At 71.0% G+C, this 15,908-nt stretch carries 13 protein-coding genes; 3 read left to right on the top strand and 10 right to left on the bottom strand.

Annotation, left to right across the window (positions count from 1 at the left end):
* Positions 1–314: 314 nt before the first annotated feature.
* Positions 315–2,030: a Cys-Gln thioester bond-forming surface protein gene (locus OG948_RS07560; protein ID WP_406294862.1), complete on the top strand. Its 1,716-nt coding sequence runs from the start codon at positions 315–317 to the stop codon at positions 2,028–2,030.
* A gap of 330 nt (positions 2,031–2,360) precedes the next feature.
* On the opposite strand, the gene OG948_RS07565 is transcribed toward OG948_RS07560, so the two are convergent.
* Positions 2,361–3,104 (bottom strand): SDR family oxidoreductase, encoded by a 744-nt coding sequence (locus tag OG948_RS07565; protein WP_406294864.1) that lies wholly within the window; start codon positions 3,102–3,104, stop codon positions 2,361–2,363.
* Between the two features lie 210 nt (positions 3,105–3,314).
* On the opposite strand from OG948_RS07565, the gene OG948_RS07570 reads away from it, so the two are divergent.
* Together OG948_RS07570 and OG948_RS07575 are read left to right on the top strand one after the other, a co-directional pair.
* Positions 3,315–3,944: a TetR/AcrR family transcriptional regulator gene (locus OG948_RS07570; protein ID WP_406294866.1), complete on the top strand. Its 630-nt coding sequence runs from the start codon at positions 3,315–3,317 to the stop codon at positions 3,942–3,944.
* Between the two features lie 94 nt (positions 3,945–4,038).
* The gene (locus OG948_RS07575; protein WP_406294867.1) at positions 4,039–4,434 is read left to right on the top strand and encodes a RidA family protein; all 396 of its coding nucleotides are present in this window, start codon (positions 4,039–4,041) and stop codon (positions 4,432–4,434) included.
* A gap of 117 nt (positions 4,435–4,551) precedes the next feature.
* Here the strand turns inward: OG948_RS07575 and OG948_RS07580 are convergent, their stop codons facing one another.
* The 9 genes from OG948_RS07580 to OG948_RS07620 all read right to left on the bottom strand — a co-directional run bounded on the left by OG948_RS07580 (position 4,552) and on the right by OG948_RS07620 (position 15,724).
* Positions 4,552–5,403: a fumarylacetoacetate hydrolase family protein gene (locus OG948_RS07580; protein WP_406294868.1), complete on the bottom strand. Its 852-nt coding sequence runs from the start codon at positions 5,401–5,403 to the stop codon at positions 4,552–4,554.
* A gap of 52 nt (positions 5,404–5,455) precedes the next feature.
* Complete coding sequence (locus OG948_RS07585; RefSeq protein WP_406294870.1) at positions 5,456–6,517, bottom strand: hydroxyacid dehydrogenase; 1,062 nt, start codon at positions 6,515–6,517, stop codon at positions 5,456–5,458.
* Positions 6,501–7,520 (bottom strand): dihydrodipicolinate synthase family protein, encoded by a 1,020-nt coding sequence (locus tag OG948_RS07590; RefSeq protein WP_406300196.1) that lies wholly within the window; start codon positions 7,518–7,520, stop codon positions 6,501–6,503. The genes OG948_RS07585 and OG948_RS07590 overlap by 17 nt, the downstream gene beginning before the upstream one ends.
* A gap of 123 nt (positions 7,521–7,643) precedes the next feature.
* Entirely contained in the window at positions 7,644–8,717 is a 1,074-nt protein-coding gene (locus OG948_RS07595; RefSeq protein WP_406294871.1) for an NAD-dependent epimerase/dehydratase family protein, read from the bottom strand.
* A gap of 9 nt (positions 8,718–8,726) precedes the next feature.
* The gene (locus OG948_RS07600) at positions 8,727–9,689 is read right to left on the bottom strand and encodes a carbohydrate ABC transporter permease (RefSeq protein WP_406294872.1); all 963 of its coding nucleotides are present in this window, start codon (positions 9,687–9,689) and stop codon (positions 8,727–8,729) included.
* A 2-nt stretch (positions 9,690–9,691) separates the two neighbouring features.
* Positions 9,692–10,597, bottom strand: a complete 906-nt coding sequence (locus tag OG948_RS07605) for a carbohydrate ABC transporter permease (protein WP_406294873.1) — start codon at positions 10,595–10,597, stop codon at positions 9,692–9,694.
* 119 nt (positions 10,598–10,716) lie between these two features.
* Positions 10,717–11,976, bottom strand: coding sequence for an ABC transporter substrate-binding protein (locus OG948_RS07610; RefSeq protein WP_406294874.1), 1,260 nt, complete (start codon positions 11,974–11,976; stop codon positions 10,717–10,719).
* Positions 11,977–12,131: 155 nt separating this feature from the next.
* Positions 12,132–13,424 (bottom strand): Gfo/Idh/MocA family protein, encoded by a 1,293-nt coding sequence (locus tag OG948_RS07615; protein ID WP_406294876.1) that lies wholly within the window; start codon positions 13,422–13,424, stop codon positions 12,132–12,134.
* 83 nt (positions 13,425–13,507) lie between these two features.
* A complete protein-coding gene (locus OG948_RS07620; RefSeq protein ID WP_406294877.1) occupies positions 13,508–15,724 on the bottom strand; it encodes a peptidase C14 in 2,217 nt (738 codons plus the stop codon).
* Between the last annotated feature and the right edge of the window lie 184 nt (positions 15,725–15,908).

Here is a 15,908-nt window from a genome sequence, read left to right on the forward strand (position 1 = left end):
CGTCTCTCGCGGCGCGCACCGGCCTCGCGTCTCTCGCGGCGCGCACCGGCCTCGGGTCGAGCCGGCGTCGACCGCCGGGCGTGGCATCCCACCGGCCGCCCTCATCCGGTATCGAATCCGGCAAATGACGAGAAATGGTTTTTCGCGGTATCGCGTCGGCTCGGGTGAATTTCGATTTGTGGGCGGATTTCCCCGGACGTGAATTGACTAAACTTCGGGTTACCACGATTCTTGCGTTCGGCGGCCCAGGGGTGGGGACCCCGGTGACAGACCCGGGCAGCGGGGGCCGCCTTTCATGAGGAGTCGTTTCTTTCATGTTCAGGACCCGGCGGGGTATATCCCGCGTGGCTTCGGCGTTCGCCGCCACCGGTATGGCCGCGGTCGCGGTCGTCGGTCTGGCGCCTTCCGCGCACGCCGACACCGACGGCACCAAGCTCCGATTCCGGGGCCACGTGGACGACACGGAGGGCTCGGTGCGCCTGAAGGGCCACCCCTTCGGCGTGCAGACCGAGTTGATGATTCTCAGCCAGGAGCGCCGGGGGACGCCCGAGGTCCTGGTCTACTGCATCGACCTGGACACCACGGTCCGCGACGACGCCGAGTACCGCGAGGGCACCTGGGGGGAGTCCTGGCTCAACGACACGGCCAAGGTCGCGAAGATCAACTGGGTGCTGAACAACTCGTACCCGAAGACGTCCGACCTCAACGCGCTGGCCAAGACCGCGGGTCTGCCGCTGCACGAGCGCAAGGGCAAGAAGTTCTACGACCTCGACGCCGCGGAGGCCGTCGCGGCCACCCAGGCGGCGATCTGGCACTACAGCAACGGCGTCGACGCGAGCAGCAGCAACGGCGAGGACGTCAACGCGCTCTACGCGTACCTGACCGGCCCGGCCAACAAGGGTGAGTCCGCCGAGCCCGGTGCCTCGCTCGAGCTGTCGCCGACCACCAAGTCCGGCAACGACAGCGACACTCCGGGCGTCGGCCCGATCACCGTCAAGACGTCCGGGACCGACCCGGTCACGGTCAAGCTCGACGGCACCGTCCCGGCCGGCGCCTCGCTGGTGGGCAAGGACGGCAAGCCGATCGACTCGGCCGCCAACGGCACCGAGCTCTACGTCAAGGCACCCAAGACGCCGGGCGAGGCCAAGATCTCGGCGACCACCAAGGCCGGCATCAACATCGGTCGGGTCTTCCTGGGCAAGAACCGCAAGCACACCCAGACCCTGATCACCGCGGGCTCGCAGCCGTTCTCGGCCAGTGCCTCGGCCCAGGTCAAGTGGAGCCACAAGCCGGTTCCGGTCCCCTCGTCGGCGTACAAGGAGGACTGCGTCCAGGGCGGCGTCACCGTCACGCTGAAGAACACCGGTGACGGACCGGCCGACTTCAAGGTCGACGGCACCACGGTGACCGTGCCGCCGAGCTCGACCAGGACGCAGTTCGTCAAGGTCGCCGAGGACACGGCCTACACGATCACGGTGTCCGGTCCGGGCAACTACGCCGCGACGTACACGGGCAAGCTCGACTGCGTCGAGACGCCGACCGTCCCGCCGACGACCGCACCGCCGACGACCCTGCCGCCGGTCGCCACCACGACGCCGAGCACGCCCAAGCCGCCGACCTCGAGCGCGCCGTCGACCCCGGCGACGTCCGCCGCGCCGACCACCTCGGCGCCGGCGACCACGTCCGCCCCGCCGACGACTTCGGCGCCGGCCACCAGCTCGGCCCCGACCACCCCCTCCGCTCCCGCGAGCTCGTCCGCGCCCGCGACCAGCTCGGCGCCCCCGGCCACCAGCGCGCAGCCGACCGGCAGTGCGGGGCCGACCAAGCCGATCGTCGAGCCCGGCACCGACGACCCGGCGGTTGTCGTGCCCTGGCTCCCGGTCGCCCCCGCGGGCAACGGCAAGGACCTCGCCAAGACCGGTGGCGACGACTCCTACACCGTCATGATCGCCGGCGCGGCCGCCGCGCTGCTGCTGGCCGGCGGAGGCGCGATCTACTTCAACCGTCGCCGCGCTCGCCACGAGGCCTGACGCCGTCGAGGCGAACCACCGCACGAACGCCGAACCGGGTCGGATCACCGGGTGATCCCACCCGACCACAAGGGCCCCGCCGCATGGCGGGGCCCTTGCCGTTTCCATCCGCGATTCCCGTGCGTATTTCCGCGAATGCGATCCGTGCTTTGTCGACAGCGCGATTCATTTCCCTTATCGCACCGGGACGGCTCGACAATTCGAGAGAACTCGACCGGTACACGGCCGTGACGATTCTCCGTCGCCGTTGCCGTAATGCCCGGATATCGCCGGGCCGCCGGATCGCCCGGCCTGCGACAAAGGCAAAAGGGCCGGGTCGCGGAACCCGGGTCAGCGGCCCGTCGCGAGGTTGGCACCGCCGGTGCAGTCGATCACCGTGCCGGTCATGAAGCCGTTGCCGACGAACAGGCGGATCACGTCGGCGACTTCGTCGGCCCGGCCGACTCGACCGACCGGCGTGGCGGCGCTGATGCCGGTGAAGAGTTCGGCGCGGGCCTCGCTCGGTATCGCCTCCCACCATGGAGTGTCGATCACGCCGGGCGAGACCGCGTTGACCCGGATCGGCGCGAGCTCGACCGCGAGCGGCGCCACCATCGCCTGCAACGCGCCGTTGATCGCGGCGAGTCCGGCCGTGCCGGGGAAGGCCGCCCCGGCGGAGGCCGCCGTCACGAACGTGACCGAGGCGTTCGCCGAGAGCCGGGGCAGGGCCGCCTGGAGAACGCGGACGAACGGCCAGAACTTGCCCGCGAAGCCGGCGGCGAGGTCGTCGAGGTCCAGACCGGCGATCGGGCCGCTGCCCGCGGCCCCGCTGAGCGCGAGGACGAGGTGGTCGATCGGCTCGGTCGAGGCGGCGAAGAACTCGTCCACCCCGGCCTGATCCGTCGCGTCGAGCCGGTGACCGGTGGTCTTTCCGCCGATCCGCTCGACGGCCGCGTCGAGTCGGGCCCGGTCGCGGCCGGTGATCACCACCTCGGCTCCGTCGGCGGCGAGCAGGGTGGCGGTCGCCTCGCCGATGCCGGAACTGCCGCCCATGACGAGGACGTGCCGGCCGTGCAGGGAACGGGACAGAGACATGGGTGCCTTGCCTTCTCTTCGGGTGTCGAGCCGTGGCATGTCGCGGTCGGCCGTCACGAGTGATCGTGAGCCGTGGCGCGCCGGACCGATCCGCGGCGTACCGACTTCGCGCGGGTCTTGGTGGCGGCCGACTCCCGAGTTGACGAGACCGACTGTCTCGACAAAGCATTGCCGAGACTCACGGTCTCGTCAAGCGGGTATGCTGCTCCCATGAGTCCCGAGAGCCCCGAGAGTCCCGACGACGGCGCCCCGCGCCGCGCGCACACCGGCCGGCGCCGCAACGAGGACGCCCGCCGGGCGATCCTGGACGCCGTCCTGGTGTTGCTCGCCGAGTCCGGCGGCGCACCGGTGACGATCGACACCATCGCCCGCGCCGCCGGCGTCGGGAAGCAGACCATCTACCGCTGGTGGCCTTCGAAGGGCGCGGTCCTGTTGGAGGCCCTGACCGGTCTGGCCGGTGACGTCGTGTCTCCCCCCGAGGCGGCGACCCTGCGTGCCGACCTGACCGCCTTCGTACTCGCCACCTTCCGCGGCGCGCGGGCCGAATCGACCGCGGCGGTACTGCGTTCGCTGGTCCGCGAGGCCGCGCGCGATCCGCACGCCGCCGACCTGGTCCGCACCTTCACCGAATCCCGCCGGGACGCGCTACGCGCGCTGCTGGCCCGTCATCCGGACGAACTCGCGCCGGACGCCGACCTCGACCTGATCGTCGACCAGCTCTACGGGCTGTTCTGGTATCGCTTCCTGCTCGCCCACCGACCGCTGTCCGACCGGGCCGCCCACGCACTCGCCGGCGCGCTCGCCACGCAGGCCGGGACATCGTCCCGAGGGCGAAGGTGACCGACGCCGGGCAGGAAGCCGGCCGTCGTCGGGAATGATCGGCCGCGTCGGCGACCTGTACTCGACGACCGTTCGCTTCGGAGGGACCCCGACCATGTCACACCGCATCATCAACCCCGACGGCCTGCACGACCCGGTGCACTTCGGCTACAGCCACGTGGCCGTGGCATCCGGGGAGCTCGTCTTCGTCGCCGGACAGTACGCGTCGGACGCCGACGGCCATGTGACCACCGACGACTTCGCCGAGCAGGTCGAGGAGTCGTTCGCCAATCTGCGCACGGCGCTCGCGGCCGTCGGCCTGGACCTGAGCCACATCGTCCAGTTGCGCACGCATATCGTCGACCACGATTCCGACAAGCTGGCCATCCTGGGCAAGGCGATCGGCGAGATCTGGGGCTCCGTCCCGCCGACTCAGACGCTCAGCGGCGTCGCCGCGCTGGCCCTGCCCGAGATGTTGTTCGAGGTCGACGCGATCGCCGTACGCCCCTGACCCCCGCCACGACCCGAGGCGCCGGCCGGGCGGACCCGACCCGGCCGGCGCGAGCGGCCACCTCTCGGCGACCGCCGGCCGTCGCAGCTGTGCCGTCCGCCGGACGTGCGCCGTCCGTCAGGCCTGCACCAGGTGCGACCGCTGCCGCCCCAGCCGGTCGATCTCCATCTCCATCACATCGCCCTCCGCCAGGTACGGGAAGCGCCCGGACAGCGCGACGCCCTGCGGCGTCCCGGTGTTGACGATGTCGCCCGGCTCCAGCACGAGATACTGCGACAGGTGGTGGATCAGGTACGCGACGCCGAAGATCATGTCGGCCGTCGTCGAGTCCTGCCGGCTCTCGCCCCCGACCCACGAACGCAGCCCGAGGGTCTGCGGGTCGGGAACCTCGTCGGTGGTCACCAGCCACGGGCCGAGCGGGTTGAACGTCTCGCAGTTCTTGCCCTTGGACCACTGTCCGCCGGACTGCTCCAACTGGAAGGCGCGTTCGGACACGTCGTTGCTGATCGTGTAGCCCGCGACGTGCGCCAACGCGTCCTTCGGTGACGCGAGGTACCGCGCCTGCCGGCCGATCACGACGGCGAGTTCGACCTCCCAGTCGGTCTTGACCGCGCCGCGCGGGATCAACACGTCGTCGTAAGGCCCGGTCAGGGTGTGCGGCGTCTTGTAGAACAGGATCGGCGTGCTCGGCGGCTCGGCGCCGGATTCGGCCGCGTGTGCCGCGTAGTTCTGGCCGATGCACAGGATCGCGCCGGGGGCGGCCACCGGCGCGCCGACCCGCTGGCCCGCGACGTCGATCTCCGGCAGCGTGCCCGCCGCCGCGGCCTCGCGGACCCGCTCGACGCCGTCGGAGGCGAAGAACGCCCCGTCGATGTCGACGGTCAGCCGGCTCAGGTCGAAGTGGCGGCCGTCGGCGGCGAACAGTACGGGCCGTTCGTTGCCGGGTTCGCCTACGCGCATCAGGCGCACGGTGATCTCTCCAGGTACGTGAAGGTGTCGATGGTGGAACTGTGAAGGAGGTTCAGCCGACGCGGGTGAGCGCCTCGGGGCCGACCTCGTGATCGAGCGGACGGCCCGTCAGATAGCGCTCCACCTCGTCGAGGACGATGTCGCCCTGGCGTCGGCGACACTCGACCGTACCGGCGGCCCGATGCGGCGTCAGCAGCACATTGGGCAGTGCCCGGAACGCGTGGTCCATGGGCAGCGGCTCCGCGTCGTAGACATCCAGCGCGGCGTCGATCCGGCCGGTGCGCAATTCCGCGAGCAGCGCCCGCTCGTCGACCAGCCACGAGCGCGCGGTGTTCACCAGGCCCGCGCCGTCCGCGAGCAGGGCCAACTCGCGGGCCCCGATCAGGTGCCGGGTCGCCGGCAGCGACGGCGCGTGCAGCGCGACGATGCGACTTGTGGTCAGGAGCCGGTCCAGGTCGACGAGTTCGACTCCCAGATCGGCCGCGTCGGCGGCGCTCAGGGTGGGGTCGGCGACCTGGACCCGGGCGCCGAGCGCACGAGTGACCTCGATGTACGCGCGACCGGTCCGGGACGCGCCGACCACGCCGATCCGGGCGCCGAGCACCTCGTGCCGGGCCGGTGCGATCGAGGCCGCCTCCCACTCGCGTCCACCACGCAACGCGTGGTCGTAGCGATGGGTTTGATGCAGCAGCGCGAGGGTGAAGGCCAGCGCCACCTCGGCCACGGACCGGGCCATGCCCTGGCCGGCCTGCGTCACCCGCACCCCGCGCGCGAAGGCGTCCGCGCCCACGACCGGCGTGATCGCCGCGCCGGTGTGCGCCAACAGCCCGACCCGGGGCGCCGCCGCGAGCAGCTCGCCGGTCAGTCGGGGCATCCCCCACGACGACACCACGACGTCGGCGACCCCGAAGGCCGCGCGCAGCGTCTCGACATCGGCGGGATCGTCCACCGTCACGAGGTCGGCCACCGCCCGCAGCCGCTCGGCCGGCCCGCCCGGACCGGCCGGGTCCGCCGCGCCGAAGAACTCCGCGCGCAGCCCGGGCGGCACGGCCAGCGCGACCACGGCGCGATCGGGCCGCCCACCGGCCGGGCCCGGACTAGGCGAGCCAGGCATCGAGGTGCTCCGCCACGAACGCGTCGTCGGTCAGCCACGGGTAGGCCTTCGACACCCGCTCGATCTCCTCCGCCTGTCCCGGCGACAGCGCCTCCGCCGGATCCAGGCACCACGTGCCGGCCAACAGGCCCTGGCGCCGGAGCACCTCGTGCACGCCCGCGATGCAGCCGCGGAAGCCACCGCGCACGTCGAACACCGCCGAGTTGGCGTCGGTCAACTCTGGTGCCTGACCCAGAAGTTCGACCATCAGCCGGTGATCGCCCGCGCGGGCGCGGCGAACCCGGTCGAGCAGCGTGACCGCGGTCGACGTCCAGACCGCCCACTGGCCGAGCAGGCCGCCGGCGAACCAGCGCGGCCGCTCGCCGGCCCGATACGGGGTGAGCAGGTCGGTGATGATCGCGTCGTCGTTGCCGGTGTACAGCGCCACCTCGCCCGCCCGGTCGGCGTCGGCCACCGCCGAGAGCACGTCCGAGGTGCGGTAGCGGTCGAACGGCGCGATCTTGATCGCGGCCACACTCGGGATGTCCGCGAACGCGCGCCAGAACCCGGGGGTCAGGAACCGCCCGCCCACCGCGTCCTGGAGGTAGAACCCGATCACCGGCAGCACCTCGCCGACCGCGCGGGCCCGGTCCAGCAGCCCCTGTTCGTCCGCACCCGGCACGGCGGGGCTGAGCAGCACCGCGTCGTAGCCCAGCGACGCGGCGAGTTCGGCCTCGGCCACCGCCTGCGCGGTGTACCCGCAGGCTCCGGCCACCCGTACCACCGGGCGGCCCGCCTCGCGCGCGACCGTCTCGGCGGCCAGTTCCAACACCGGCCGCAGCAGCCCGACCTCGGGCCTGCGGATCTCGAACTGCGTGGTGTGCACGCCGACCGCGATCCCGCCCGCGCCGGAGCCCAGGTAGTACCGGGTCAGCGCCCGCTGCCGGCGCTCGTCGAACCGTCCCTCGGCGTCCAGCGCGAGCGGATGCGCGGGGATCACGGTGCCTTCGAGCAACAACTCGATCGGCGAGAGCGGCGATCCGGCCGAACCGGTCTCGCCGGCCGAATCGATCGAACCGGCCGGGTCGACCGGGTCCACCGCGCCGACCGAACCCGGGTAATCCGTTGCGGAGTTGATCACGATGCCTCAGAACTTTCCGTCGCGGACCTGGAACTTGGTGGCCTTGCCGGACAGCGGATACCCGCGCCGGATCCAGTCCGCCTGCCAGGCCACGAGTGTGCGCAGGGGGACCTCGGGATAGCCGAACAACTCGTGGCACAGACTCGCGTCGGACAACAGCGCGCTGCCCGACTCGGCACCGGTCACGATCGCCTCCCGGCCGAACTCGGCACCGAACAGCGTCGCCAGGCGCCGTACGGACGCGGTCTCGGGACCGGTCAGGTTCACCGTGAACGGCGTCGCCGCGTGCCCGAGCGAACGCAGCGCGACCTCGTTGGCGTAACCCTGCCACACCACGTTGGCCTGACCCGTCGTCACATCCACCGGCTCGCCCGCGTACACCGCCGCCGCGATGTCGGCGAGCACGCCATAGCGCAGGTCCACCGCGTAGTTGAGCCGGATCAGCGCGACCCGGGTGCCGCGCGTGGTCGCGGCGTGGGTGAACACCCGCTCGCGGCCCAGGCAGGACATCGCGTACTCGCCGACCGGCCCGACCGGGTCGCTCTCCACGCTGCCGCCGGAGCCCGCTGCCACCAGCGGGTACACATTGCCGGTGGAGAACGCGGCGATCCGCGCGGCCGGATAGCGGCGCGCGATCCGGTCCGGCAGCGCGGCGTTGACCGCCCACGCGTGCTCGGGGGCGCCGGCCGAGCCGAACTTGGCCCCGACCATGAACACCACATTGCCCGCGTCCGGCAGTTCGGCCGGGTCGCCGGTCATCAGGTCGAACGCGACGGTGCGCACACCGTCGGCCTCCAACGCCTCGGCCGCGGCGCGGTCCGACCAGCGCGAGACCGCGTACACGCGCACCTCGCCGCGCCCGCCCGCGTCCAGCGCGCGGCGGGCCAACCGGCACAGGCTCGGGCCCATCTTGCCGCCCGCGCCGAGCACGACCAGGTCGCCCTCCAGATCGGCCAGGTCCGCGATCAGCGCCGCGGACGGGGTCGCGAGGAGTTCCTCCAACGCGGCCTCGCCGTCCGGGAACGCGAGCCCGGCGGGCGTGCCTTTCGCTTCGGCCACAGCTACAGCCACCTCATTCATGACGCGAGATCAGCCCTTGATTCCGGTTGCCGCCACGCCTTCGGTGACGTAGCGCTGGCCCACGAGGTAGGCCATGAAGATGGGGACGAACGCGACCACGGAGCCCGCGAGGACCACGTTCAGCGGCACGTTCTGTTGTTGCAGCGAGGCGATGCCGACGGTCAGCGTGCGCATGTCCGTACTCTGACCGACGATCAACGGCCACAGGAAGTCGTTCCAGTGCCACAGGAAGACGAACGTGCCCAGGGTGGCCAGGATCGGCTTGATCAGCGGCAGCACGATCCGGACGAAGATCTGGAACTCCGAGGCACCGTCGATCTTGGCCGCCTCGAACAGCTCGTCCGGCAGTCCCTGGATGAACTGCCGCATCAGGAACACCGCTTGCGCGTTGGCCAGCGACGGCAGGATCAGACCCCAGTAGGTGTCGACGCCGTTCATCTTCGCGATCAGGACGAACGTCGGGATCATCGTCACGTGGTACGGAACCATGACCATCGACAGGAACGACCAGAACATCGCCTCGCGGCCGGGGAATCGCTTCTTGGCGAACGCGTAGCCGGCCAGCGCGGACAGCAGCAGCGTGCCGAGCACGCCGACGATCGAGTAGATGAGCGTGTTGATCAGCCACTGGGGGACGTCCTGCGAACCGAGGACGTCGCTGTACGCGCTGGTGGTCAGGTTCCACGGCAGCAGGCTGCCCGGGAACTCGACCGCGCCGGACGGCTTCAGGGACAACACGACCATCGCGTAGAACGGGAAGATCGTGGCCAGCGCGACCACGCCGAGGAGCAGGCCGCGCAGCACCTTGCCGCGCCGGGTGCCGCGCATCGCGTATGGCACGGTGTCCTGCTCGCGCCGGGGACCGGAGCGGTCGCGGCGGCGCAACCGCAGGCGGGCGCCCGCCGGTTCGCTCTTCGCCGCGGCGACCGGCGGCGGCGTGATCTCGGCGACCTCGTGGGTGTCGAGGGACATGGTCACTTCTCCTTCCCGATCACCAGGCGCTGGATGATCGCCACGATGAGCGTCAGCACGAACAGGGCCAGGCCGATCGCGCTGGCATAGCCGAGATCGAAGTACTTGAAGCCGGCGTCGTAGAGCTGGAAGACCAGCGTGTAGCTGGCGTTCGCCGGGCCGCCGCCGGTCATCACGTACACCGCGTCGAAGACCTGGAAGCTGGCGGTGGTCTCGATCACGGCGAGGAAGAACAGCGCGGGCTTCAGGCTCGGCGCGATGATGTAGCGGAAGCGCTGCCAGGGACCGGCGCCGTCGGTGAGCGCGGCCTCCTCCAGTTCCCGGGGCACGTTCTGCAGGCTGGCCAGCAGGATCAGCATGCCGTAGCCGAACCGCGACCAGATGCCCACGATCGCCAGCGCCGGCACCACGAACACGTCGTCGGCCAGCCAGGATCCGGTGTGTCCGCCGATCCAGCTCATCACCGTGGACCACGGTCCGTCGGTGGAGAAGATCCAGATGAAGACGGTGGAGGCGAGCACCAGGCTGGTGACCACCGGCAGGAAGAAGATCGAGCGGAACAGCTTCGAGCCGCGGAACGCGCGCCGGGTCAGCAGCGCGAGCCCGAGCGCGGCGATGATCGTGCCGGGCACGGTGATCACCGTGTAGAGCACGGTCACCCTGAGCGAGGACCAGAAGACCGGGTCGTCCCACAGGCGGGTGAAGTTGTCCAGGCCGGTGAACTTCGGCGAGTCCATCAGCGAGTAGTCGGTGAAGCCGAGCAGCACGCCGGCGATGCTGGGGCCGAAACGGAACAGCACGAACAGCACGAAGGCGGGCAGGACGAACAGCAGCCCGATTCGGGCCTCGCGGCGGGCGTGCGGCCCGCGTCGGCGGAGCCTGCGGGATTGTTCCGCGACTGCGGCCACGGGGACCTCCTTGGGCTGAGGAACGGATGAGGGGATGGGAACGGATCAAGCGCGGATGGCGGGAGAGGACAAACGCTGGTGGGCGGCCCGGACGCGGGGGCCGGGCCGCCCGGTCGGGGTCAGCGCGCGAGCAACGCGTTCGCCGCCTTGGCCGCGTCGTTGAGCGCGTCCTTGGGGCTCTTGTTGCCGATCAGCGCGGCCTGGATCTCCGGCGCGAGCACGCCCATCACGTCCCGCGACTTCTCCTTGAGCGGGCCTGCGCTCATCACGTCGAGCGTCTTGGCCACGTCGGCCTGGAGCTTGTCCCCGGGGTAGGGATCGGCGGCCGAGGTGCGGGCCGGGAAGTAGCCGTTGGACTTGACCAGCGCGAGGCTGTTCTCCGGCTTGGCGACGAAGGAGATCCACTTGCCGGCGGCGTCCTTGTTGGCGCCCTTGAGCATCGCGAACGAGCCGACCGTGCCGTACCCCGCGGACTTGACGTCCTTGAGCGGCGGCAGCACGACCGTGTTCTCCTTGCCCCAGAACTTCTCCACGTCGGCCGGGGTGTTCTGCCACGTGCAGGCGACCTTGCCCTTGGCCACCGGGGTCTGCTCCAGCTTGGGCGTGGTGGTGACCTGGTCCTTGTCCGTGTAGCCCTTGTCCACCAGGGTCTTGAGGAAGCTCAGCGCCTTGACGCCGGCCTCGGAGTTGAACGCGACCGACTTGCCGTCGGCGGCGAACACGTCACCGCCCGCCTGCCACAACATCGGGTACCAGGTCAGGTTCAGCGTCTGCTGGGTGTCGCCGCTGTAGCTGGTCGCCTGGTAGCCCTTGTCCTTGAGCTTCGGCGCCAGGTTGAGCAGGTCGTCCCAGGTGGCCGGGTAGTTCGTCTCGCCGACCGCGGCGAACACCCGCTTGTCGCAGATCAGCGGGTTGGCGCTGGTCAGCAGCGGGGTCGCCATCGGCTTGCCCTCCACGCTCACCGAATCCAGCGCGGCCTTGCGGTAGTCCGCCTTGTCGGCGGCGGGCATGTACTCGTCCGCGGGCACCAGGCTGCGCTGGTACTTGGGCAGTTGGTCGGGCACGAGGTAGACCACGTCCGGGCCCTTGTTCGCGGCGATCGCGGTGGCCAGCGCGGTGTCGCGGTTGGCCCACGGGTAGGTCCCGACCTTGACCTTGTAGCCGGGGTTGGCCTTGCTGAACGCGTCGCTGAGGCCGGCCCAGTACTCCTTGTTCTTCGCCTCGTCGGCGATCACCGGGTACATCCAGGTGGTGATCGACTTGCCGCCCGAGCCGGGGCCGGAGGAACCGCCGCACGCGGCGAGGCTCACGGTGAGGGCGGTGGCGAGCACCGGGAGGGCGATCACGCGGACGGTACGCGGACGGATGCTTCTTCTCATGGGGGTCGCGTCTCCTGACAGCGGGGTTTGACGGGGTGTCAGTTCAAGAACCGAGGCGGGGCCCGACCGCTCGCCCACCGCCGGCAGGCGGCGAGGGCGGGACGGCTCGAGCGGCCGGACCGGCTCGGGGGTTGCTCAACCGAACGGGGCGTCGCTCAACTCGCGGGTACGGCCTCGGTGTTGCCGCCGTGTCGGGAGCGTTCGACGGCGAACGCGGCAAGGTGGCTGCCGAGCGAGTCGACGCCGTTGGAACGGATGTGGGCGTGGTCGCCGGTGGCCAGCGCGGTGACGAACGCGTCGATCAGCGCGGTGTCGCCGCCGCCGTGTCCGTCCGCCGCGTTCGACCCGGAGGCACCCGCGTCGTGGGTGACCACCCGGTCGTCGGCGAAGGTGTGCACGGTGACCTGCTCGCCGTCGCCGCGCAACCAGCCGTGGCTGCCGAAGATCCGCACCTGGCGGTGCGTCTGCTCGGTGAACGCGGTCATCGTGAACGTCGCGGTGATCCCGCCGGACAACTGCATCGCCACCACCTGGTGGTCCACCACGTCGTTGTCGCAGTGGTAGACGCAGCGCCCGTACGGGCCTTCGCGCAGCGCCCGGACCAACTCGGCCTGATCCTGCGGCCCGTGCGCGGCGTCGGTGACGTGGTTGATCGGCCACGCGTCGCCGGTCCGGCGCAGCGCCGGGAAGTAGAGCTTGGGACCCGAGTACGGACAGTCGGGTTCGACCGCGCAGTCCAGGCAGTTGCGGGCCGAACCGACCGGCGCGTTCTCCGGCTTGAAGTGCGCGAGGCCGCCGAAGCTGGCCACCGTCTCGATCCGGGCGCCGGTGACGTACCCGATCCAGTCCAGGTCGTGCGAGGACTTGGCCAGGATCATCGGCGAGGAGTCCGCCTCCCGGCTCCACGGTCCGCGCACGTACGAGTGCGCGTAGTGCCACCAGCCGACCGGCTCCAGCAGGTCCAGGCTCACGATCGAGCCGAGCACACCGGAGTCCAGGACGCCCTTCACCAGGTCGGTGTAGGGCGTGTAGCGCAGCACGTGGCACACCGCGAACGGGACGCCGGCCGCGGCGACACCGTCGACGATCCGCCGGCAGTCCGCCTCGGTGGCGGCCATCGGCTTCTCGGTGAGGATCGCGTAGCCGGCCCCGGCCAGTGCCAGGATCGGCTCCACGTGTTCGCGGTCCTGGGTGGCCACGATCACCGCGTCCGCGATCCGCTCGTCGAGGAGCGCACGCCAGTCCTCGAACTGCACGCTCGCGCCCGACGCTTCCCGGGCGGAGGCGCGCGGGTCGGCCACCGCGACCAGTTCGGCGCGGTCGGGGTGCCGATGGATCCAATCGGTGTAGGTCAGGCCTCGGTTGCCCGCACCGACCAGGGCGACCCGTACGGGTCGGTCGGTGATGGCCGGTCGGCCGGTGTTCATGGTCGAACTGGGGGAGGTCATGGTGCTTCCCGTGGTGCGAGGGTGTTGCGGATACGACGGTGGCCGCGCGTACGAGCGTGCCGCGGGCCCTGGGTGACGGCGGGTCAGAGGAGTTGGTTGCCGGCGGTGTGCGCGACGCGCGGGCCCTCGTCGGGCAGTGCGGTACGCGTGACGCCGTCCTCGACGCAGCCGCCGTGCAACAGCGCGCTGTTGCCGCCGAAGGCCGCGCCGGCGAGTTCGAGCCGACCGCCGGTGAACGTGCTGCCGCCCGCGCGATAGCGGTTGGGTCCGTCGGTGACCAGCACGTGTGCGGTGGCCGGGTCGGCGGCGGTGGACACGCAGCCGTCCAACTGCCAGGAGACGGTGCGGGCGCCGCCGGTGCGCGACAGCAGCGCGCGGGCCGCGTTGGTGCCGCCGAGCCGGGTCCGCGACAGCGCCACACTCTGGTCGCCGGTGCCCGCGAACCGCAGGCCGCTGTCCCGCAGTTCGCCGCCGGCCACGCTCAGCGCGGGGCCGGTCACCGTGGTCGGCGCGGCGGTCGGTGTGCCCACCAGCGTGCAGTCGGTGAGCACGAGCCGCCCGGCGTTCTTCAGGCTCGCGTTGTCCAGGCCCTTGAGGGTGACCCGGTGCAGGTGCAGTTCGCCGCTCACGTTGGCCTGGGTGATCTCGGCGTCCTTGCCGAGCGTGAACGTCGAGTCGGCGATCACGTTGGCGCGCTGCGAACGGTTGGACACCTGCGACACGATCAGCGGCCCCGAGGCGGTGCAGCCGCGGATCTGCACGCCGTCCGCGTTGACCCACAACATCCCGGAGCCGGCCAGCGCCGGCTTGCCGATCACCTGCATGTCCTCCAGGGTCAGGTCGGTGATCTTGACCCGGGCCACGAACCACGAGCACACGTGCTTGCGCACGGTGATGCGCTTGGCCACCGAGCCCCACGCGGCACCGGAGTTGGCGAAGGTCATCAGACCCGAGTTGCCGGTGTAGACGAGGTCGTGCTCGAACTGACCGTGCGTCACGAACGGGCCTTGGTCGTCGCCGTCGCCGTGACAGTTGGTCACGTAGCAGTAGGCGGACGCGGTCAGGTCGTTGAGGTGCCGGCTGTTCGCGACGTGGCAGTCCTCGACGTGCCCGTACAGGCAGTAGATCTGCTGGGTGAGGTAGCCCGCGCCGCCCCACGTGACGCTGGCCGGGTTCTTCAGCGAGCACGCCCGGGTGCGGTAGTGGGTGCACCAGCGGCGCATCACCACCGGCCAGAACGTGCCGACCGCGTCGACGTGTTCGACGTCGCAGCGGATCGTGTACTCGTAGGCGATCGGGTGCGACCCGGTGTACTGGTCGCCGTCCTGGATGCCCTGGAAGACCATGTTGCGCACGTGCGCGCGGTCCACCGGCTCGATCCGGGTCCAGGTGAAGGTACGGCCGGCGGCGAGGTCCCAGCCGATCTTGTAGCCGACCCGGATGTGCGTCGCGTCGACGAGCCGGGTGATCTCGACCAGGCGCTGCACCTCCTGCTCGTACTTGCCCTTGCCCGGTTCCGGGTCGATGGTGACCGCCCACCAGTCGCCGACCTTGAAGGCCGCGCTGTCCGGTACCTCGAAGACGTCCGCCAGGTCGGGCATCGGCTGGGACAGCTTGGCCTTGACCACCGTGTCGGTGACCTTGCCCTTGAAGTACAGGACCGCGCCGAACGGGTTGTCGTGGGTGTTCTTCTCGATGCCGGTGGTACGGACGGTGTGTCCGCCGAAGTCGAGGACGATCCGGGAGCGGCCGAAAGTGTGCCGCTTGACGAAGAGCAGATCGGTGTGGGCCTCGATCCGGTGGATGTACGGGTCGTCGACCATCGCGTCCAGCGCGGCGTCGGCGGGGACCTTGTCGTCCAGGATGCCGAACCGGCGGAAGTCCATCACCCCGTCGTGCACCTGGATCCACCGACCCTCCCGCTTGGGCGAGGGGTTGGCCAATACGGTCCCGCCGTTGACCGGCAGGCTCGCGCGCGGGTCCCAGCGCACCACCATGCCGCCGCCGTCGCCCGCCGCGTGATACCCGGCCACCACCACGATGGTGTTCGGGGCCAGTCGACGGGTCTCCAGGCGCAGCAGCGCGGCGACGGTGGCGACACCGGTGGGGACGTTGCCGTCCTCGTGTCGATCGTCGGAGGACGAGGACGCCGACGAGGCGGCGGCGGCCGTACCCGTCGCGGCGGTGCCGGCCAGGAGCAGACCGCCCAGGCCGCCCGCGGCGAGCAGGCGGCGGCGGGAGGACGCGGGCGCGCCCGACGGGGTCGTGGCGGCGGTGGATGTTTCGGGGGACGTGCTCATCGGGACCTCGGCCTTCGGCGGCAGGGGGGTGAGGACGCTTCCCGTGACACGTGCCGATGCGGCGTTCCCAACGGGTGGGAAACGCGCGGCGGATGGCTTGGGGTGGGCCGCGTGGGTCCGGTGACGGACCGTCGACCCCAGGGCCGGAAACCGGGCACGATTCGTGGCAGCGAACGTGCGGGCC

The sequence above is a fragment of the Embleya sp. NBC_00888 genome, assembly GCF_045207655.1.
Classification (GTDB): domain Bacteria; phylum Actinomycetota; class Actinomycetes; order Streptomycetales; family Streptomycetaceae; genus Embleya.